Source organism: Pseudomonas sp. RIT-PI-S (assembly GCF_025642975.1).
GTDB lineage: Bacteria > Pseudomonadota > Gammaproteobacteria > Pseudomonadales > Pseudomonadaceae > Aquipseudomonas.
This window is the reverse complement of record NZ_JANZKJ010000001.1, coordinates 32,640-52,548: the sequence shown is the minus strand read 5'-3', so window position 1 is coordinate 52,548 and position 19,909 is coordinate 32,640. Positions and strand designations below refer to the sequence as shown.

Sequence of the window (19,909 nt, the reverse complement as noted above, 5' to 3'; positions counted from 1 at the left end):
CGCCCCTCCCCGGGGCGGGCCCTGCCACTTGCCGGATGGAATGGATGCTAACCCGCTTTCTGTGGCTGGCCCTGCTTGCCTGCACCTCGCTCAACGCCGCGTCCTTGCCCCCACCCGCTACTGTCGACCGCCTGGCCCGCGACCCGAACTGGATCGCCCTGGGCCACTACGAATACAAGCAACTGCGCGGCTGGCGCAGTTATGTGGATGATCATCGGTTTTTCCTCGCGCAAGATGGCCGCTACCAACCCGCGGCTGAACTGACAGCGACCCTGCAGGCTCTCTACGCCCCTGCCAGCCTAGGCGACCGCCATGCCCAATGCGTATTCCCGGCGCGTACCCGCTGGTTGCGCACTGCCCTGCATCTCACTGACCTTCCGACCGTGGAATGCCCCGCCTTTGAGCGTTGGTACGGCGACATCGCCGCGCACTCGGCCGTGCTGGTATTTCCCGCGGCTTACCTGAACAGCCCTTCGTCGATGTTCGGGCATACGTTGTTGCGCATTGACCAAGCCGAGACTCAGGCGGACAACACCGCCTTGCTCAGCTACGCGATCAATTTCGGTGCTTACGTCGAGGGCAGCGACAACAGCATGCTCTACGCCTGGAAAGGCCTGGCGGGTGGCTACCCTGGCTTGTTCTCATTGGTGCCCTACCAGCAAAAACTCGCTGAGTATCGCAGCCTGGAGAACCGTGACCTATGGGAATACCAGCTGGATCTGACCCCGGAAGAAACGGGGCGCCTTGTGGAGCATGTGTGGGAGCTGCAACAGATCCGCTTCGATTACTTCTTCTTCGACGAAAACTGCTCCTACCGCCTGCTGGAACTCCTGCAGGTCGCCCGGCCGAGCCTGCGGCTTACGGAGCAGTTTCCGATCACGGCGATCCCCACCGACACGGTAAAGGCGGTGAAGGCCGCCGGGCTGGTGCGGCGTATCGATTATCGGCCGTCGAGAGAACGCGAGCTGCTCGCCCGCGCGGCCCCGCTGAGTGCCGATGAACAGGCCATTGCCGAGCAGGTAGCCTCCGTTGGCAACGGCGAGGCTCCAGCCTTTACCGCCCTGCCCCAGGATCGCCAAGCCCTGGTGCTGGACACCGCCTATCGCCTTGACCGCTATCGGGCCACCGGGCAGGCCCGGGACTCCAAGCGCAGCCAGCGCAGTTTTGCCCTGCTTCAGGCTATCAACCGGAACCCGCCCCCCGCCTTGACCCTTGAGCGCCCCGGACTGCCTGAGGACGGCCACCCATCGCGCACTTGGGAGCTGGGGCTGGGTACTCGCGATGATCGCGCGTTTGCCGAGTATGGGTTGCGCATGGCTTACCACGACCTGAACGACAACGCCTATGGCTTCCCCCTTGGCGCCCAGATCGAAATCGGCGGGCTCAAGGTTCGCCAATACGAAGGTGGCGAGTGGCAGCTGCAACAACTGAACCTGGCCACCATTCGCTCGCTGTCCCCACGCAACGCCTTGCTTAAGCCGTGGTCATGGCAAGTGACCGGCGGGCTGGAGCGGGTGCCTGGCAAACACGGCGATGCGGTGCTGGTCAGCCACCTCAATGGTGGCGCTGGCGGCACCTGGCAGCTCACGCCGCAACTGCTCGGGTTTGCCCTGGGCACCGCCCGGGTGGAGCACAATAATGACTTCGCCGGGTTCGTCGCGCCCGCGCTGGGCTTCGACAGCGGCCTGCTGTGGCGCAACAGCCTGGGCAACCTGCGCCTGGAGGCCAGCGGCGACTACTTCACCAATGGCGAGGCGCGACGCCAGCTCAGCCTCACTCAACAATGGGAGCTGTCGCCGACGCTCGGGCTGCGCGTAGGCGCGCAACGTGACTTCAGCCACCTGGCCGGCCCGACAAACGAAGTGATGCTCGAGGTCAAGTGGTATCACTATTGACGCATCGCTGATCGCCGGCTGACGCTCCGTTCACCAAAACGAACCTACACTGATACCTATGCCGGGCGTAGTGCCTGGCGCTTGAGGTATCTAACAATGAACATGCAGCGGTGTATGGTCTTCGGTGTCCTGATTCTCGCCGGCTGTCAGACGACTCATGAACAGTTGATGCAACAAGGCTACCCACCGGCTTTTGCCGATGGCTATCAGGATGGTTGCGGCAGCGGCCGCGATGCCGCTGGGTCCATCAGCGGGACGTTCACCAAGAACGTGCCGCGGTACCTGAGCGACAAGCTCTACAGCAGCGGTTGGGATGACGGCTTTCGCCAATGCCAGGCCGCCCTGGCCAACCAGGATCGCCAAGACCTCCACGACAAGGTCCTGAACGACCGCGACCGGGACTGGCAGCGCGACATAGACAACGGCAAGGCTCGGGCTTTTCACCCGCGCTAGGCCTGCTGCTGCACGGCAAGGAAACTCCGGGCGGGCCTGCGTGCCTAACCTGAATCACCCTTTGCGCCGGCCGCCCTGGCCGGCGTACTCCAGCACCATCCGATCAGGGACGGGAGGAGCCTCTATGAGCCGCGCATTTGTCAACGAAGATCAAGCCGCCGCCCAGGCGAGCCAGCCGGTCGAACGGTCGGTTAGCTCCCACCCCAATTACGTGACGGAGTCCGGCCTGGTCCAGCTGCGCGCCCGCGCCGACGAATTGCGCGCGTTGCACCTGGAACAAAGCGCGCTAGGTGAGCGTGCCGACCGCCAGGCACTAGCGGACCTCGAACGCGACATGCGTTATTACCGCCAGCGCCTGCACAGCGCCAAGGTAGTGCCTCCGGTTACGGAAACGCACAGCGTGCAGATCGGTAGCTGGGTCAGTTATGCCGATGAACATAACGTGCACCATCAAGTGTGCCTGGTAGGCGAGGACCAGGCGGATGTGGGAGTCGGGTTGATCAATTGGGCTTCGCCCCTGGGCCGGGCGCTGATGGGCGCCCGGGTAGGCGACGAAGTGATCTGGCGACGGCCCGCCGGGGACCGGATGCTGGAAGTGTTGGCGATCTCCGCCACGCCGGGGTGACCCCGGGGAGCAGGCGCCAGCCGTCGAAACCCAAGCCGGAGGTTCGCGGGCTTACGCCCGCTTCTCCCGCGTGAAGATCACGCCAGTTTGCGGTGCTTGACCCGGTGCGGCTGCACGTCACCCAGGCGCTTCTTGCGGTCGGCTTCGTACTCGGTGTAGTTGCCTTCGAAGAACACGACCTTGGAGTCGTCCTCGTATGCGAGGATGTGCGTCGCCACACGGTCCAGGAACCAACGGTCGTGGGAGATCACAATGGCTGCGCCAGGGAAGTCCAGCAAAGCCTCTTCCAGCGAGCGCAAGGTTTCCACGTCGAGGTCGTTGGACGGTTCGTCGAGCAGCAACACGTTGCCGCCTTCCTTCAACGTAAGGGCCAGGTGCAGGCGCCCGCGCTCACCGCCGGACAGGTCCTTGACGAACTTCTGCTGATCGCCACCCTTGAAGTTGAATCGGCCTACATAAGTACGCGATGGCACCTCGTAGTTACCGATTCGCAGTTGGTCGGAGCCGTCGGAGATCTGCTGGAACACGGTCTTGCTACCATCGAGGTCATCCCGGCTCTGGTCCACGCAAGCCAGTTGAACGGTGTCGCCCAGCTCGATGGTGCCAGAGTCGGGTTGCTCTTTGCCCATGATCATCCGGAATAGCGTGGACTTACCCGCGCCGTTACCACCGATCACGCCCACGATGGCGCCCTTGGGCATGCTGAAGGAGAGGTTGTCGATCAGCACGCGGTCGCCATAGCTCTTGGTGACGTTATGGAATTCGATGACCTTGTCGCCCAGGCGCGGCCCCACCGGGATGTAGATCTCGTTGGTTTCGCTGCGCTTCTGGAATTCCTGCGACTGCAGCTCTTCGAAGCGCTGCAGGCGCGCCTTGGATTTGGCCTGACGAGCCTTGGCACCTTTGCGCACCCACTCCAGCTCTTCCTTCAACGCCTTTTCATGAGCCGATTGCTGCTTGGACTCCTGCGCCAGCCGGTCGGACTTAGCCTCCAGCCAGCCGGAGTAGTTGCCCTCGTAAGGGATGCCATGGCCGCGGTCGAGTTCGAGGATCCAGCCAGCCACGTTGTCGAGGAAATAACGGTCGTGGGTGATGGCTACGACGGTCCCCGGGAAGTCGTGCAGGAAGTGCTCGAGCCAGGCTACCGAGTCTGCATCCAGGTGGTTGGTCGGTTCGTCGAGCAGCAGCATGTCTGGGGCCGACAGCAGCAGCCGGCACAGCGCTACCCGACGCTTCTCGCCACCGGAGAGGTGCTCGATGCGGGCGTCCCATGGCGGCAGGCGCAGGGCGTCGGCGGCGACCTCCAGCTGGCGCTCAAGGTTATGGCCATCGGCAGCCTGCAAGATCGACTCAAGCTTCGCCTGTTCGGCGGCCAGCTTGTCGAAGTCGGCGTCTGGCTCGGCGTAGGCAGCGTATACCTCATCCAGGCGCGCTTGAGCGTCCTTGATCGCGGAAACGGCTTCCTCGACCACTTCGCGAACGTTCTTCGCAGGGTCCAGCTCGGGCTCCTGCGGGAGGTAGCCAACATTCAACTCAGGCATCGGCCGGGCTTCGCCGTCGAACTCTTTGTCTACCCCGGCCATGATGCGCAGCAGCGTCGACTTGCCCGAGCCATTGAGGCCGAGCACGCCGATCTTGGCGCCGGGAAAGAATGAAAGGGAAATATTCTTGAGGATTTCCCGCTTCGGCGGAACAACCTTGCTCAGCCGATGCATGGTGTAGACGTATTGGGCCATGGGTAACCTGACTGGTAACGATGATGGCGCACAGACGATGAAAGTGCGCTTTTAGAGGCCGTCAAAGCTACCGGAATGCGTGATCGAGGGCAAACTTCCGGGGCGCAGGGCTGGCACTTTGCCAGAGGTGACGGCATGCTAGCCTGTCAACGGAAGCCGTGCCTGATATGATGGGGCTTTCGCGCCCCCCACGGCACGCGCGTGGCGCCACTGGCGGTTACGAGCGCTACACCGCAGGATCTCAGTTTGAGCAATCTGAATCAGTCGTCGCCCCTGCGCCAGCGCACTACTGTGCCAGGCGGCCCTTTCTCCAGCTCGCTGAAAAGCGCCCTGGCGGTATTGGTGTTGTCGCTGTTCGGCTTGTTGGTATGGCAAGTGCTGAACGAGTACCACCGCAGCCAGGACGAGCAGCGGACCAACGCCGTGGAGCACAGTGCCGACCTGGCCGAGCGGCTGGAGCTGAACATGGCGCTGTTCGCCGAAGCGAGCCTCAACCGGTTGTTGCTCGCCCCGGCAGACGGCACCACCGCCCCGACCGCGGATGAGTCGTTGGACCTGCGCACGGCCTTGCGCTTGAGCCATGATGGGCGCCCACTCGCGGCCCCCGGTGCAGGCTCGCCGCTGATAGCGGACCTCGGCCGTTTGGTGCAACGCGCCGGCAATGCCCGCTATTGGTATAGCAATAGCCCGGACGGCAGCGAAGCCTGGCTGCTGCTGCGCGATCCGCGCGCTGACGGCTATTGGTTGCTGCGCTTCGCGCCGTCGCTCTATGCATCGCTGACCACCCGGCTGGGTGTGCACGGCTGGCCGCAATGGATGCTCATCAACAGTGGCAACCACGTGATATACCGCGACCCGCGTGGGCAGACGCTGGGCGATATGGCTCGGGACCCGCGCCCGCTTTCCGAACAGGAGCGCGAGATCGCTATCGCGACCTACCCGCTGGCCAGCAGCGACTGGCAGCTGTATGGCCTGTTCGACCCGCACCTTGCCCGCCTGCCGCTGTTGCCTGCGCTGTTGAGCAAGCTGTTCCTGGGGCTGGCATGTACCGTGCTGCCACTGCTGGTGTTGCGCAACCTGCGGCGTCGCCAGCAGGAAGCGCAAGCACAACGCCGGCGCTACCAGGACATCTTCGAAGGCGCAGGCGTTGGCTTGTGTGTATTTGACCTGCGCAACCTCCGTCAGCTGCTCACCCTCGCCGGCATCCGCCGGATCGAAGACATCACCCCTTGGCTGCAGGCGCACCCAACGCAACATGGCATGTTGCGCGAAGCCATGTGCCTGACCGAAGCCAACCAGGTCGCCCTCGACCTGTGGCAGCTCAAGGACGCGAGCGCCGTCTGGGCGCGGCTGATCGGCGAAGCGACGCTCGACGCCGAAAGCCTCGCTTATAAATTGCTGGTGGCGTTGCTCGCGCCCGGCGCCGTGGAGCTGGAGTTTCCGGTGTGCGGGGCCGACGCCATGGTGCGCCACGTATGGGCACAGATCCGCATCCCGGAAGACGGCAGCGTCGACGAAGTCATTCTTAGCCTCAACGACATCACCCAGCGCAAGCAGGCACAGCTGTCGCTGGTGGAGCGTGAACGGTTCTGGTCGGACGTGGTACGGGCAGTGCCCGACCACCTTTATGTGGCGGACGTGCTACAGCGGCGGATGCTGTACAGCAACCATCACCTGGGCATGACGTTGGGGTATACCCTCTCGGAAGTCGAGGACCTGGGCGACCTGTTCTGGGAAGCGCTGATGCACCCGGTAGACGCCGAACAGTACCGCGCCCTGCGCCAGTACCAGCGCGATACGGCCTACGCCGGGCAGCTGCAATGCCAGCTGCGTTTCCAGCACCGCGACGGCAGTTGGCGCCGCTTCGACATCCGCGAGCATTCGCTGAGCGAGGACGGTGCGGGGCATGTCACCCGGATCATCGGTGTGGCCAAGGACGTTACCGAGCAGATCGAGGCCAGCCAGTCTCTGCGCGACAGCGAGCAACGCTACCGCATGCTCGCCGAAAGCATCAGCGACGTTATTTTCTCCACCGACAGCCGGCTCAAGCTCAACTACGTCAGCCCCTCGGTTCACACCATGCTCGGTTATGACGTGCAGTCGGTGTTCGATAACGGCTGGCAATCGACCGTTGCCACCCCAAGCCAGGTGACCGGCCTGGAGGCCTTGCTCGCCAGGATTCGCACGGCCCTCGGTGAGCCGGCGCTGCTGGCGCAATTGCGCAACCAGGTGAAGAGCCAGACCTTCATGCTCGACTGCCTGCGCGCCGACGGCCGCAAGATCCCCATCGAGTTGCGGCTGGTGCTGATCTGGGACGAGCACGACAACTTCGAAGGTATGCTCGGGGTTGGCCGCGATGTGAGCCAACAGCGGCGAGCGGAAAAAGACCTGCGCATGGCGGCGACTGTTTTCCAGCATTCGACCTCGGCCATCCTCATCACTGACCCCGCCGGCTATATCGTGCAGGTGAACGAGGCCTTCAACCGGGTTACCGGCTACCAGGCGCCGGAAGTGCTCGATCAGCTTCCGGTGATGCTCACCGTCACCGAGCAACAGGAAGCGCACCTGCAATATGTGGTCAAGCAGCTGCGGCTGCTGGGCAGCTGGGAGGGGGAAATCCGCTTCAAGCGCCGCAACGGTGAGCATTACCCGGCGTGGGTGGGCATTACCGCCGTGCTGGACGAAGAAGGCGACCTGGCCAGCTACGTATGCTTCTTCAGCGACATCAGCGAGCGCAAGGCCAGCGAACAGCGGATTCACCGCCTGGCCTATTACGACGCCCTCACCCACCTGCCCAACCGCACCCTGTTCCAGGACCGGCTGTTCACCGCCCTGCAGCAAGCGGAGCGGCAAAAGGCCTGGGTGGTGCTGATGTTCCTGGACCTGGATCGCTTCAAGCCGATCAACGACTCCCTCGGCCACGCCGCCGGCGACCGCATGCTCAAGGACATGGCCATGCGCCTGTTGGCCTGCGTGGACGAAGACGACACCGTAGCGCGCATGGGCGGCGACGAATTCACGCTCTTGCTGCAACCACGCGGCAGCCGCGAAGCCGCGCTGAACCGCGCGATTCATGTGGCCGAAGAAATTCTCGGCAACCTGCATGCGCCCTTCGTGCTGGAAAACCGTGAGTTCTTCGTAACCGCCAGCATCGGTATCGCCCTCAGCCCGCAGGACGGCAGCGAACTGAGCCAGCTGATGAAGAACGCCGACACCGCGATGTATCACGCCAAGGAGCGCGGCAAGAACAACTTCCAGTTCTATCAGGCAGACATGAACGCCAGCGCCCTGGAACGCCTGGAACTGGAAAGCGACCTGCGCCATGCCCTGGAACAAAAAGAGTTCGTGCTGTATTACCAACCCCAGCTGAGCGGCGACGGCAAGCGCCTGACCGGCGCCGAAGCGCTGTTGCGCTGGCGCCATCCGCGCCGCGGCCTGGTGCCGCCGCAAGACTTCATCCCCGTGCTCGAAGAGTTGGGCCTGGTGGTGGACGTGGGCGACTGGGTGCTCACCGAAGCGTGCCGCCAGCTGAAAGCCTGGCATCAGGCCAAGGTGCGGGTGCCAAAAGTCTCGGTCAACATTTCCGCCCGGCAATTCTCCGACGGCCAGCTAGGTAAGCGCATCGCCCATATCCTCAACGAGACCGGGGTGCCGCCCGCTTGCCTGGAGCTGGAACTGACCGAAAGCATCCTGATGCGCGAGGTGAACGAGGCGATGCATATCCTCGACAACCTTAAGGTGTTGGGCCTGAGCATCGCCGTGGACGACTTCGGCACAGGTTATTCCTCGCTCAACTACCTCAAACAGTTCCCTATCGACGTACTGAAGATCGACCGCACCTTTGTCGACGGATTGCCCGAGGGCGAGCAGGATGCGCAGATCGCCCGGGCAATCATTGCCATGGCGCACAGCCTCAACCTTGCGGTGATCGCCGAAGGGGTCGAAACCCACGAACAGCTGGACTTCCTTCGCGAACACGGCTGCGACGAGGTGCAGGGCTACCTGTTCGGCCGGCCGATGCAGGCCAACCGATTCGAGGCGCAGTTCAGTAACGATGCGTTGTTCATGTTTGATTAACAACGAACTTGGTGTGAAACCGGGCAATGCCCGGGAATAACCCGCCCAGGTTCGCAGGCCGGCGCCAAGTACTGCCGGCTCCTGTAGTTCCGGTCATCCTGATGATGACTGGGCTTCATATGCCAGCCTTTGGTGGATGGGGTAGAATGCCGGCTTTCTCTCTGCCGATCCTCGAGGACCGCCAATGTTCAGCCGTGATTTGACCCTTGCCAAGTACGACGCCGACCTTTTTGCCGCCATGGAGCAAGAAGCCGTGCGTCAGGAAGAGCACATTGAGCTGATCGCCTCCGAGAACTACACCAGCCCCGCGGTCATGGAGGCTCAAGGGTCGGTGCTGACCAACAAATACGCAGAAGGTTATCCAGGCAAGCGCTACTACGGTGGCTGCGAATACGTGGACGTGGTCGAGCAACTGGCGATCGACCGCGCCAAGCAACTGTTCGGCGCCGATTACGCCAACGTGCAACCTCATGCCGGCTCCCAAGCCAACGCCGCGGTCTACCTGGCGCTGCTCAATGCAGGCGACACCATCCTGGGCATGAGCCTGGCGCACGGCGGCCACCTGACTCACGGCGCCTCGGTGTCTTCTTCGGGCAAGCTGTACAACGCTGTGCAATACGGCATCGACGGCAACGGCCTGATCGACTACGACGAGGTCGAGCGCCTGGCTGTTGAACACAAACCGAAGATGATCGTGGCCGGTTTCTCGGCGTACTCGCAACTGCTGGATTTCCCACGCTTCCGTGCCATCGCCGACAAGGTCGGTGCCTATCTGTTCGTTGACATGGCCCACGTGGCTGGCCTGGTTGCCGCCGGTGTCTACCCGAACCCGGTACCGTTCGCCGACGTGGTGACCACCACTACCCACAAGACCCTGCGCGGCCCTCGTGGCGGTTTGATCCTGGCCCGCGCCAATGCCGAGATCGAGAAGAAGCTCAACTCCGCTGTGTTCCCCGGTGCCCAGGGCGGCCCGCTGGAGCACGTGATCGCCGCCAAAGCCGTGTGCTTCAAGGAAGCGTTGCAGCCTGAGTTCAAGGCCTACCAGCAGCAGGTGGTGAAAAACGCCCAGGCCATGGCCGAAGTGTTCATCGAGCGCGGCTTCGACGTAGTCTCCGGCGGCACCCAGAACCACCTGTTCCTGCTGTCGCTGATCAAGCAGGAAATCTCCGGCAAAGACGCAGACGCCGCCCTGGGCCGTGCCTACATTACCGTCAACAAGAACTCGGTGCCGAACGACCCGCGCTCGCCCTTCGTCACCTCCGGCCTGCGCTTCGGTACGCCAGCCGTCACCACTCGCGGCTTCAAGGAAGCGGAGTGCCGTGAACTCGCTGGCTGGATCTGCGACATCCTTGCCGACCTGAACAACGACGCGGTGATCGACGCGGTACGCGAGAAGGTCAAGGCTATCTGCGCCAAGCTGCCGGTATACGGCAAATAAACCCAAGCGCTGAAGAACATAAGCCCGGCCCAGTCGCCGGGCTTTTTTTCGTTCTTTCGGTGGGAATCTATCCAGGCTGCGCCTGGCTGCTGTGAGCTTCTATCGTTCGAGCCGCGTGCCTTTCAGCACGCGTTGCGTACAAGGAGGTTCCCGATGACCACGCACAGACAACAGTCCTTTCTCGCTACCCTCTGGTTGAACGACCGACCGATCAACACCCTCGCCACGCTGCTGGGCAAGCCGGCCTGGGTCAACCGTGTGGGCGACGTGCCCGTTACCGTGCCGCACCTGGCAAGCACCGTGCGTAACGACTCAGCGATGCTCAGCTGCCAGTCAGGTGTCGTCCAGGCGGCGATGACGTTCTACTTCCGCCATACCTCGGAGGGCTACCGGCTCTATGTGCGCGAGCCCGGCGAGCACTTTGGCAAAGCGGTGGTGGCCCACCACGACAAGTGCCTGGGATTGGCCCCTACCGACAAGCACACACCCAGCCTATTTACCCTGCACCGGCCCGGCGGTGAACCAGTAACCCTCCGTGACCTGCTCGCCGATACCCACCTGGTAACCTTGAGCAGTGACGGAGCGGGTATCTCGCCTAGCCGCAGGGCCAACACCTCGCACCAGTACCTCGCTGCCAGAAGCAAGGCGCCACAGGTATGGTTTTTGAAGATCGCCGAGCGCAGCGTGCCTTGGCTCAGCTCGCCAGATGAAACCTGACTAGCCCGGACCAGCCATCGCTGGCCCGCTTAGACCAGCCCGAACGCCTCTCGGATGCTTGCTTCGGGCAGGTCGTCCCCGATGAACACCAACACGCTTACCCGGGCCTGCCCGTGCTCCCAAGGGCGGTCCCAATCGAACCCATAGAGCTTGAGTACCCCTTGGAACACCAGCCTGCGCTCCTCGCCAGCGATGCTCAGCACGCCCTTGTAGCGCAGCAGTTGGCGCCCATGCCCTTCGAGTAGGCGGTTCATGAAATCGCTCAAACGGTCCAGGTCCAACGGCTTTTCAGTGCGCAATACCATACTGCGGATACGGTCAGCGCTTTGCCCGATCAACATCGGCGGCGGGCTCAACGCGCTAGCAACTTCGGTGTTCAAGTTGAAGCCTCGAATATCCAACAGCTCGGCCAGGTCGATCTCGCCATGCTCCACCACCCGAATCGGCGCCCGGTTATTGATGCGCGCCAGCCGTTGGCTGAGCAGGTCGAAGTCTTCGGGGGTGACCAGGTCGGTTTTGCTCACCAACAACCGGTCGGCAAACCCTACCTGGGCCTGGGCAATGGTTTGCTTAAAATGCTCACCGGCATGTACGGCATCCACCAAGGTGACGATGCCATCGAGCACGTAACGATCGCGCAGCTCCTCTTCGATGAAAAAGGTTTGCGCCACGGGTGCGGGGTCTGCCAGGCCAGTGCATTCGATCACCAGGCGATCGAAGGCAATCTCGCCTGCGTCCAGCTGTTCCAGCAACAGGAACAGCGCCTTGGTCAGGTCGGTATGAATGCTGCAGCACACGCAACCATTGGCCAGGGTAACGACCTGCACAGGCGCGTTGCCCAGCAGCTCGGTGTCGATACCCGCATCGCTGAATTCGTTCTCGATCACCGCGAGTTTCAAGCCATGCTCGGCTTGCAGCAGGTAACGCAACAAGGTGGTTTTGCCTGCACCGAGAAAGCCGCTCAGCACAGTTACCGGGATGGGGGAGGTGTCTACCACACGGTGCCTCTGCGGGTCGGGAGTTGGGGTAGCGAATGCTCAGGGTGCGGTTGCCGCTTGCGGGAGCGGGGGCTAGCTCGCGAACCGTCGCCGTCGGTTCGCAAGCCAGCCCCTGGCAGGGCTCAACAGCAGCGAGGCGAGCCCTTGCCGCCGCCATAGCGGGCTTCCTGCCGCTCGCGGAAGAAGGTTTCGTAGTCCATCACCGGTTGCTCCGGGTGGGTGTTGCGCATGTGCTCGACGTAGTTGTCGTAGTCGGGCATGCCCACCATCAGGCGCGCGGCCTGCCCCAGGTATTTGCCCAACCGGCTCAGGTCATTGAACATTGCGTGCTTCCTCTTATGCGCCAGGAACCGCCTGGAACGGCGCTTCCTTGTCGGTACGCTCGCGCTTGCCGAGCGCCGCATAGCCGGTTTTTACCGCGAACAACAGCACCGCGAAGACCACGAACAGGAACAGCACGGTGAGCGTGGCATTGGTATAGGCGTTGAAAATCACTGCCTGCATCTGGTCGATGCTCTTGGCGGGCGCAACGACCTGCCCCGCGGCAAGGGCGTCGCTGTATTTTTTCGCCAGTGCCAGGAAGCCCACCGCAGGGTTGGCATCGAACAACTTGATAAAACCGGCATAGGTCGTACAGATCAGCAGCCAGGTAGCAGGCAACAGGGTGACCCAGATGTACCGCTCGCGCTTCATCTTGATCAGCACTACGGTGCCGAGCATCAGGGCGATACCAGCGAGCATTTGGTTGGAGATGCCGAACAGTGGCCACAAGGTATTGATGCCACCGAGCGGGTCCACCACGCCTTGGTAGAGCAGGTAACCCCACAAGGCCACGCAACCGCCGGTGCCGACGAGGTTCGCCCCCCAGGACTCGGTGCGCTTGAGCGAAGGCACGAAGCTGCCGAGCAAGTCTTGCAGCATGAAGCGGCCGGCGCGGGTGCCGGCGTCTACCGCGGTGAGGATGAACAGCGCCTCGAACAGGATCGCGAAGTGGTACCAGAACGCCATGGTGTTTTCACCCGGCAGCACGGCGTGAAGGATCTGCGCGATACCCACGGCCAGCGTGGGAGCGCCACCGGCACGGGCCAGGATGGTGTTCTCGCCAATGTCATGGGCCACCGCCTGCAATGTCTCTGGCGTGATGGCAAAGCCCCAGCTGCTGACCATGGTGGCCACGGCGTTTACATCACCACCAACCACGGCCGCCGGGCTGTTCATGGCGAAGTACACCCCAGGCTCGATAACCGAGGCGGCAACCATGGCCATGATGGCCACGAAGGACTCCATCAGCATCGCGCCATAGCCGATATAGCGGGCGTTGACCTCGTTATCCAGCAACTTGGGCGTGGTGCCCGAGGAGATCAGCGAGTGGAAGCCGGACACTGCGCCACAGGCGATGGTGATGAACAGGAACGGGAACAGCGCGCCCTTCCACACCGGCCCGGTACCGTTCACGAACTGGGTCAGCGCGGGCATTTTCAGTTCCGGCATGGTCACCAGGATGCCGATGGCGAGGGCGATGATGGTGCCGATCTTGAGGAAGGTCGACAGATAGTCACGCGGCGCCAGAATCAGCCATACCGGCATGACCGCGGCAACGAAGCCGTAGCCGATGAGCATCCAGGTGATCTGCACGCCGGTGAAGCTGAACGCCTTGGCCCATACTGGGTCCGCAGCCACCTGCCCGCCGGCCCAGATGGAGGCCAGCAGCAGTACCACGCCGATCAGCGAAATTTCACCGATCCGGCCGGGGCGAACGAAGCGCATGTACAGCCCCATGAACACCGCGATCGGAATGGTCGCCATCACCGTGAACACGCCCCATGGGCTCTCGGCCAGGGCCTTGACCACGATCAGGGCCAACACCGCGAGGATGATGATCATGATCAGGAAGCAGCCGAACAGCGCGATGGTCCCGGGAACGCGGCCCATCTCCTCGCGAACCATGTCGCCCAGCGAACGGCCGTTACGGCGGGTTGAGAGGAACAGGATCATGAAGTCTTGCACGGCACCTGCCAGCACCACGCCGGCGATCAGCCACAGCGTACCGGGCAGGTAGCCCATTTGCGCGGCAAGCACCGGCCCCACCAAAGGCCCGGCGCCGGCGATGGCCGCGAAGTGATGCCCGAACAGGATGTGCTTGTTGGTGGGAACGTAGTCGAGCCCGTCGTTATTGAGCACGGCGGGGGTAGCCCGGCGGGGGTCGAGCTGCATCACCTTTTCGGCGATGAACAAGCTGTAATAACGATACGCGACGAGATAGATGGCGACGGCCGCCACGACTATCCACAAAGCATTGATGGTCTCACCCCGGCGCAGGGCAACGACCCCGAGCGCCCAGGCGCCGATTACCGCCAGCACGAGCCACGGCAGGTGGCGGGCCAGGCTATTATTATTTTTCATGTTTTATATTCCAGCGAATGGGAACGGATAAACCCGGGTCAAGTCTAGCCAGACTTCACCCCAAGCACACCCCCCACCAAGGTCGAGGACAGTGCTTTGCTGCGGTTATGCGCTTTCGTTCATGGTTTGGCAAGGTCGCCGAAAAAACGGCGACACAAGCATTGCCGGCCGCTCCAGGGCACGGCAGCATACAGGGCATCCCGCGCTGGCGGGCCTCATCGAGGAAGTACTCATGACCGAAGAACGCCGCCGCTTCAAACGCATCGCTTTCGATGCCAAGACCGAGTTGAGCCAGGGCGAGGACCGCTGGGAAGTGACCCTGCTGGACCTGTCCCTCAAAGGCTTGCTGGTGAAACGCCCCGAAAATTGGGGGGGCGATTCGGACGCGCCGTTTCAGGTCCGCGTTGAGCTAGGCGAGGAGGCACTGACCATGGAAGCCGAGCTGCGACACGACAATGCCGGCCAGCTAGGTTTCAAATGCACGCATATCGACCTTGAATCGGTGTCCCACCTACGCCGCCTGGTCGAACTCAACCTGGGCGACGAAGCGGAGCTGGAGCGCGAGCTCAGTGCCTTGATCGGCTGAGCGGGCCTCCGGGCGCGGCGGCCGGCGTTAGGCCAGCCCCCATTCGTGCGGTTTGAAGTCCAGCAGGCTGCCGAGGCGGCCATCGGCATGGGTGTATTTTTCCGGGTCCATGGCTGAATCCGGAACCGCCAGGGCGTACATGCCGGCGGCCTTGGCGGCGGTGACGCCGAAGGGCGAATCCTCGAATACCAGGCAGTCTGCCGGGGCTACACCAAGCCTGCGCGCTGCGACCAGGAAGATGTCTGGCGCCGGCTTGGCGGCGCCGACCTCCGGATCATCGGCTGTGACGATGGTGTCGAACAGCGAGAACCACTCCTCATGCTGCTGGGTCTTGAGCTTGAAGTACGTGCTCGAAGAGCTGGTGCCTACCGCGATCGGAATCTTTTTCTCCTTCAGCCAGCGCACCAGCGCCTCGGCGCCCGCCATGCCTAAGGCATCGGGGAAACGCGCGGTCATCAGCGGCGCACGGATTTCCAGGAACTCATCCACGCTGATGGGTAGCTCCAACGCCTCTACCACATACGTGGCCAGGTCACGGGCGCCACGGCCGATGATGTGCTGCTTGTGGCTCCAGTCGAAGGTTTTGCCATAGCGCTGGGCAATGGCCTGGGTCACCTCGGTATAGATGCCCTCGGTGTCGAGCAGCAGGCCATCCATGTCGAATATCACGGCTTTGATCTGGGGAGCGGGGATCGGAGCGGTCACGATGGGAAATCCTGCACGAGCTAAAACGTGGTGATACTCGCCCAGAGGCTCTGGGTCAAGGCCCAGGTGCTATTCGAACAAGGCGTCCAAGGCCTGTTCCAGCCGGGTGACGGCGACGACCTCCAGCCCCGGCGGCGCTTCCTTGGGCGCGTTGCCCTTCGGCACGATGGCCCGCTTGAAGCCGTGCTTGGCGGCCTCCTTCAGACGCTCCTGCCCGCTAGGCACCGGGCGAACCTCTCCGGATAGCCCCACCTCGCCGAACACCAAAAGCCCATGCGGCAGCGGCCGGTTGCGCAGGCTGGACATGACCGCCGCCATCAATGCCAGGTCCGATGCGGTTTCCAGGACCTTGACCCCGCCGACCACGTTGAGGAACACGTCCTGGTCATGGGTGGGGATACCCCCATGGCGGTGCAGCACCGCCAGCAACATGGCCAGGCGGTTCTGGTCCAGGCCGAGAGTGACCCGCCGCGGGTTGGCTAGGTGGCTGTCGTCCACCAGGGCCTGTACCTCGACCAGCATAGGCCGGGTGCCCTCCCAAGTAGCCATGACCACGCTGCCGGCGATCTCTTCCTGGGCGCGGCTGAGGAAGATCGCCGAGGGGTTGGACACTTCCTTCAAGCCACGGTCGGTCATGCCGAACACACCCAGCTCGTTGATCGCCCCGAAGCGGTTCTTGACCGCACGCAGCAAGCGCAGGCGCCCATCGGACTCGCCTTCGAAATACAGCACGGTATCGACCATATGCTCCAGCACGCGAGGCCCGGCCAGGGAGCCCTCTTTGGTCACATGGCCTACCAGAAACACCGCGGTGCCGCTCTGCTTGGCGAAACGTACCAGCAGCGCGGTGCTTTCGCGCACCTGGGCCACACCACCGGGTGCGGATTGCAGCTGCTCGGTGAAGATCGTCTGGATCGAGTCGATCACCATCACCTTGGGCTTTTCCTGGCGTGCCGTGGCGATGATGCTCTCGATGGACGTTTCGGTCATGACCTTGAGCTTGTCCTGAGGCAAGCCCAAACGGCGCGCGCGCATGGCCACCTGCTGCTGGGACTCCTCCCCCGTGACATAGAGCGCGGGCATGCGCTCGGCGAGGTTGCACAGGGTTTGCAGCAAGATCGTCGACTTGCCGATACCTGGATCGCCGCCGATGAGCACCACCGAGCCATCCACCAGCCCGCCCCCCAGCACACGGTCAAGCTCGGTCGACGCGGTTGAAAACCGAGGGATCTCCTCCACGCTTACCTCGGCCAGGGTTTTCACCGTGGCCTGCTCCCCCGCCCAACCGGTGCGGCCGCCACCGCTGGCCACGGGCGTGCTTTCTACCAGGGTTTCGACCAAGGTATTCCAGGCGCCGCACTCGGCACACTGCCCTGCCCACTTGGGAAAGGTAGCGCCGCATTCAGTGCAGCCATACATGCGCTTGGCCTTGGCCATCGGGCGAGCTCCATCGGGAAAAAAGGAGCCATGATACCGCGCGCGCGGAGCGGTTCGGCACCGCGAATACAAAACTAATCGACTTATTGCCGGTCTTGTAGAACAGTAGGCGAAGCGCTAAAGCCCGGATTTTGCTGAGTTTTACGTATAAAAGTCTTCGCGGATTTCCCACTTGAAAAAAAGGATTCGTTAATGAGCCTGATTAAAGAGTTCAAGGCCTTCGCGGTAAAAGGCAATGTGGTCGACATGGCCGTAGGTATCATCATCGGCGCGGCCTTCGGCAAGATCGTATCGTCGTTCGTGGGTGACGTGATCATGCCACCGCTGGGCTTGTTGATCGGCGGTGTGGACTTCACCAACCTCGCCGTGGTGCTCAAGCCAGCCGAGGGTGATGTACCGGCGGTAGTGCTGGCCTACGGCAAGTTCATCCAGACGGTCGTAGACTTTTTGATCGTCGCGTTCGCCATCTTCATCGGCGTGAAAATGATCAACCGGCTCAAGCACGAAGAAGCCAAGGCGCCGTCCGTGCCGCCGGTGCCTAGCAAGGAAGAACTGCTGCTGGGCGAGATTCGCGACCTGCTCAAGGAACAGAATGGCCAGGCAACGCCGGCCACTGTTGTTGAACGCCCGCCGATTGGCTGAGCGTGACGGGGGCGTGGCCGCATCGGGCGCGCCTTCGCAGTTCCCTGGTTGAATCCAGTTCGCGGGCTGGCCTGCTCCTAGAGTGCTTGGCAGGCCTGCCCAGGCGCGGTGGCTACCAATACGTTTCCACCGCTACCGCCCCGGGCCGCCGGCTAAGGCTCAGGTTCATGTCGCGGGCCTTGAGCACCTTGCGGGTGTCGTCGATCATCTCCGGGTTGCCGCAGATCATCACGCGGGAGTGCTCAGGGGAAAGCTCGGCGCCCGCGGCGCGTTCGAGCTCGCCGCTGGCGATCAGATCGGTGATGCGCCCCTGGAGCGCGCCTGGCCAAGCCTCACGGCTGGTCAGCGGAATAAAGGTCAGTTTGCCCGCGTGCTCTGCCAGGTAGTCGCGGCTTTCCAAGCCGGCGATCAGGTCGCCGTAGGCCAGGTCCTTGCCGTGGCGGGCGCTGTAGACCAAGAAAATTCTCTCGAAGCGCTCCCATGCCTCGAACCCCTGCAAGATCGATAGGAACGGTGCCAGCCCGGTCCCAGTGGCCAACAGCCAGAGGTCGCGACCGTCGGCGAAGCGGTCCAGAGTCAGGTAGCCGAAGGCCTGCCGTTCGATCAACAGCTCGTCCCCCACCTGCAACCGCGACAGCTCGCTGGTGAACTCCCCTCCCGGCACCACCACCGAAAAAAACTCCAGGAACTCGTCGTACGGTGACGACACCATGGAATACGCGCGCCACGCCACGCTGCCGTCTGCCTTGGTTACGCCCAGGCGCGCAAACTGCCCGGCCTGAAAGCGGAAGCCCGGATCCCGGGTGGTGCGCAGGGTGAACAAGTTCGGGGTCAGGGTGTGCACGGCCAGCAAGCGCTGGCGGGTGAATTTTTCGTCGCTCATGGCGCCTCCACATCTCATGGCGCGTAGTGTGGCGCAATCGGCCGTAGACAAACACCGGCGCGGTGTGTGGAAAGGCCGTAGAATTCCCCTTTTTTCGCCCGCCCTGAGTTTCAACATGCCTCGCTTTGCCAACGCCTTCGCCCAACTCGAACTGGTTCGCCAGCCGGAAATGGCCAACGAACCGTTGTATGCCTTCGACGCCGCCGATGACTACCTGCTGAGCCAGCTGGCGGAGCGAAACCTGCCTGATGGCCAGCGCGTGTTGGTGCTCAATGACGGCTTCGGTACCCTGGCCATCAGCCTGCTGGGCCGGTTCGACGTCACCAGCAGCGGGGACTCTTACCTGGGGGCGCTGGCGCTGGGTAAAAACCTTGGCCTTAACGGGCATGCCTTCGATGCGCTCGCCGTGGTGCCAGCGAACGCCCCCCTGCAGGGCGCGTTCGACCATGTGCTGGTGCGCGTGCCCAAGACCCTCGCCCTGCTAGAGGACCAGTTGATTCGGCTGCAGGCGCACCTGCGCCCGGGCACGCAGGTTGTGGCCGGCGCCATGATCAAGCACTTGCCTCGGGCGGCCGGCGACCTGCTGGAGCAATACATCGGGCCAGTGCAAGCGTCGCTGGCAGTTAAGAAGGCGCGCCTGTTGACCGCTACCTTCGAACCTCGGGAACCGGCGCGCTCCCCCTACCCCACCCGCTACCGCCTGGATGCGCCCGCGCTCGAGCTGATCAACCATGCCAATGTGTTCTGCCGCGATGGCCTGGACATCGGCACGCGTGCATTCCTGCCGCACCTGCCACGCAACCTGGGGGGTGCCAGGGTGGCCGACCTGGGCTGCGGCAACGGTGTGCTCGGCATCGTCAGCGCGCTGAACAACCCAGACGCTCACTACACGCTGGTGGATGAGTCCTTTATGGCAGTTCAGTCGGCCCGGGAAAATTGGGCTGCTGCGCTCGGCGAGCGCCCAGCGGATATCCGCCCCGGCGACGGCCTGGCCGGCCAGCCCGCGGGCTCGCTGGATGTGGTGCTGTGCAACCCGCCGTTCCACCAGCAACAGGTGGTAGGGGACTTCCTTGCCTGGCGCATGTTCCAGCAGGCACGGGAAGCGTTGGTCCCCGGCGGCGCGCTCTATATCGTCGGCAACCGCCACCTCGGTTATCACACCAAGTTGGCGCGTTTGTATCGTGGTGTGGAGCAAGTAGCGGCTACGCCTAAGTTCGTGATACTCCGGGCTCGAAAATAAACCGAGGCGATTAAATTAAAAAAGAGAAAGCCCTCGCGCACTTCAGGCCAGCCGATTAAACTGCCCACTGACTT

The 19,909-nt window shown here is 63.0% G+C and carries 16 protein-coding genes; 9 read left to right on the top strand and 7 right to left on the bottom strand.

The window, feature by feature from the left end:
* Positions 1 to 44: 44 nt before the first annotated feature.
* The 3 genes from OGL93_RS00230 (at position 45) to OGL93_RS00220 (ending at position 2,973) form a co-directional block, all read left to right on the top strand.
* A complete protein-coding gene (locus OGL93_RS00230; protein ID WP_263260243.1) occupies positions 45 to 1,895 on the top strand; it encodes a DUF4105 domain-containing protein in 1,851 nt (616 codons plus the stop codon).
* 102 nt (positions 1,896 to 1,997) lie between these two features.
* A complete protein-coding gene (locus tag OGL93_RS00225; RefSeq protein WP_263261079.1) occupies positions 1,998 to 2,348 on the top strand; it encodes a hypothetical protein in 351 nt (116 codons plus the stop codon).
* A gap of 124 nt (positions 2,349 to 2,472) precedes the next feature.
* Positions 2,473 to 2,973, top strand: a complete 501-nt coding sequence (locus OGL93_RS00220) for a GreA/GreB family elongation factor (protein WP_263260241.1) — start codon at positions 2,473 to 2,475, stop codon at positions 2,971 to 2,973.
* Between the two features lie 77 nt (positions 2,974 to 3,050).
* On the opposite strand, the gene ettA is transcribed toward OGL93_RS00220, so the two are convergent.
* Positions 3,051 to 4,709: an energy-dependent translational throttle protein EttA gene (gene ettA, locus OGL93_RS00215; protein ID WP_263260240.1), complete on the bottom strand. Its 1,659-nt coding sequence runs from the start codon at positions 4,707 to 4,709 to the stop codon at positions 3,051 to 3,053.
* Positions 4,710 to 4,964: 255 nt separating this feature from the next.
* On the opposite strand from ettA, the gene OGL93_RS00210 reads away from it, so the two are divergent.
* The 3 genes from OGL93_RS00210 to OGL93_RS00200 all read left to right on the top strand — a co-directional run bounded on the left by OGL93_RS00210 (position 4,965) and on the right by OGL93_RS00200 (position 10,941).
* Positions 4,965 to 8,786: an EAL domain-containing protein gene (locus OGL93_RS00210; protein WP_263261078.1), complete on the top strand. Its 3,822-nt coding sequence runs from the start codon at positions 4,965 to 4,967 to the stop codon at positions 8,784 to 8,786.
* 184 nt (positions 8,787 to 8,970) lie between these two features.
* The gene (glyA, locus tag OGL93_RS00205; protein ID WP_263260239.1) at positions 8,971 to 10,224 is read left to right on the top strand and encodes a serine hydroxymethyltransferase; all 1,254 of its coding nucleotides are present in this window, start codon (positions 8,971 to 8,973) and stop codon (positions 10,222 to 10,224) included.
* A gap of 153 nt (positions 10,225 to 10,377) precedes the next feature.
* Positions 10,378 to 10,941, top strand: a complete 564-nt coding sequence (locus OGL93_RS00200; RefSeq protein ID WP_263260238.1) for a hypothetical protein — start codon at positions 10,378 to 10,380, stop codon at positions 10,939 to 10,941.
* Between the two features lie 29 nt (positions 10,942 to 10,970).
* Here the strand turns inward: OGL93_RS00200 and yjiA are convergent, their stop codons facing one another.
* The 3 genes from yjiA to OGL93_RS00185 all read right to left on the bottom strand — a co-directional run bounded on the left by yjiA (position 10,971) and on the right by OGL93_RS00185 (position 14,342).
* Positions 10,971 to 11,939: a GTPase gene (yjiA, locus tag OGL93_RS00195; protein ID WP_263260237.1), complete on the bottom strand. Its 969-nt coding sequence runs from the start codon at positions 11,937 to 11,939 to the stop codon at positions 10,971 to 10,973.
* Between the two features lie 122 nt (positions 11,940 to 12,061).
* A complete protein-coding gene (locus OGL93_RS00190; protein ID WP_263260236.1) occupies positions 12,062 to 12,262 on the bottom strand; it encodes a YbdD/YjiX family protein in 201 nt (66 codons plus the stop codon).
* Between the two features lie 13 nt (positions 12,263 to 12,275).
* The gene (locus OGL93_RS00185; RefSeq protein WP_263260235.1) at positions 12,276 to 14,342 is read right to left on the bottom strand and encodes a carbon starvation CstA family protein; all 2,067 of its coding nucleotides are present in this window, start codon (positions 14,340 to 14,342) and stop codon (positions 12,276 to 12,278) included.
* 232 nt (positions 14,343 to 14,574) lie between these two features.
* Between OGL93_RS00185 and OGL93_RS00180 the strand changes: the two genes are divergently transcribed.
* Positions 14,575 to 14,928: a PilZ domain-containing protein gene (locus tag OGL93_RS00180; RefSeq protein ID WP_263260234.1), complete on the top strand. Its 354-nt coding sequence runs from the start codon at positions 14,575 to 14,577 to the stop codon at positions 14,926 to 14,928.
* Between the two features lie 27 nt (positions 14,929 to 14,955).
* Here the strand turns inward: OGL93_RS00180 and OGL93_RS00175 are convergent, their stop codons facing one another.
* Complete coding sequence (locus OGL93_RS00175; protein ID WP_346659618.1) at positions 14,956 to 15,633, bottom strand: HAD-IA family hydrolase; 678 nt, start codon at positions 15,631 to 15,633, stop codon at positions 14,956 to 14,958.
* A gap of 69 nt (positions 15,634 to 15,702) precedes the next feature.
* Positions 15,703 to 17,070: a DNA repair protein RadA gene (radA, locus tag OGL93_RS00170; protein WP_263260233.1), complete on the bottom strand. Its 1,368-nt coding sequence runs from the start codon at positions 17,068 to 17,070 to the stop codon at positions 15,703 to 15,705.
* A gap of 192 nt (positions 17,071 to 17,262) precedes the next feature.
* Here radA and mscL point away from each other — a divergent pair, with 192 nt between their 5' ends.
* Complete coding sequence (mscL, locus tag OGL93_RS00165; protein ID WP_263260231.1) at positions 17,263 to 17,712, top strand: large-conductance mechanosensitive channel protein MscL; 450 nt, start codon at positions 17,263 to 17,265, stop codon at positions 17,710 to 17,712.
* 112 nt (positions 17,713 to 17,824) lie between these two features.
* Here mscL and OGL93_RS00160 read toward each other — a convergent pair whose 3' ends face one another.
* A complete protein-coding gene (locus tag OGL93_RS00160; RefSeq protein WP_263260230.1) occupies positions 17,825 to 18,595 on the bottom strand; it encodes a ferredoxin--NADP reductase in 771 nt (256 codons plus the stop codon).
* 115 nt (positions 18,596 to 18,710) lie between these two features.
* Between OGL93_RS00160 and OGL93_RS00155 the strand changes: the two genes are divergently transcribed.
* Entirely contained in the window at positions 18,711 to 19,835 is a 1,125-nt protein-coding gene (locus tag OGL93_RS00155; RefSeq protein ID WP_263260228.1) for a methyltransferase, read from the top strand.
* The last annotated feature ends 74 nt before the right edge of the window (positions 19,836 to 19,909 follow it).

Coding starts and splice junctions, on each gene's coding strand:
- OGL93_RS00230 (WP_263260243.1), top strand. CDS start 45: ATGCTAACCCGCTTTCTGTGGCTGGCCCTGCTTGCCTGCACCTCGCTC.
- OGL93_RS00225 (WP_263261079.1), top strand. CDS start 1,998: ATGCAGCGGTGTATGGTCTTCGGTGTCCTGATTCTCGCCGGCTGTCAG.
- OGL93_RS00220 (WP_263260241.1), top strand. CDS start 2,473: ATGAGCCGCGCATTTGTCAACGAAGATCAAGCCGCCGCCCAGGCGAGC.
- ettA (WP_263260240.1), bottom strand. CDS start 4,709: ATGGCCCAATACGTCTACACCATGCATCGGCTGAGCAAGGTTGTTCCG.
- glyA (WP_263260239.1), top strand. CDS start 8,971: ATGTTCAGCCGTGATTTGACCCTTGCCAAGTACGACGCCGACCTTTTT.
- OGL93_RS00200 (WP_263260238.1), top strand. CDS start 10,378: ATGACCACGCACAGACAACAGTCCTTTCTCGCTACCCTCTGGTTGAAC.
- OGL93_RS00190 (WP_263260236.1), bottom strand. CDS start 12,262: ATGTTCAATGACCTGAGCCGGTTGGGCAAATACCTGGGGCAGGCCGCG.
- OGL93_RS00185 (WP_263260235.1), bottom strand. CDS start 14,342: ATGAAAAATAATAATAGCCTGGCCCGCCACCTGCCGTGGCTCGTGCTG.
- OGL93_RS00180 (WP_263260234.1), top strand. CDS start 14,575: ATGACCGAAGAACGCCGCCGCTTCAAACGCATCGCTTTCGATGCCAAG.
- radA (WP_263260233.1), bottom strand. CDS start 17,070: ATGGCCAAGGCCAAGCGCATGTATGGCTGCACTGAATGCGGCGCTACC.
- mscL (WP_263260231.1), top strand. CDS start 17,263: ATGAGCCTGATTAAAGAGTTCAAGGCCTTCGCGGTAAAAGGCAATGTG.
- OGL93_RS00160 (WP_263260230.1), bottom strand. CDS start 18,595: ATGAGCGACGAAAAATTCACCCGCCAGCGCTTGCTGGCCGTGCACACC.
- OGL93_RS00155 (WP_263260228.1), top strand. CDS start 18,711: ATGCCTCGCTTTGCCAACGCCTTCGCCCAACTCGAACTGGTTCGCCAG.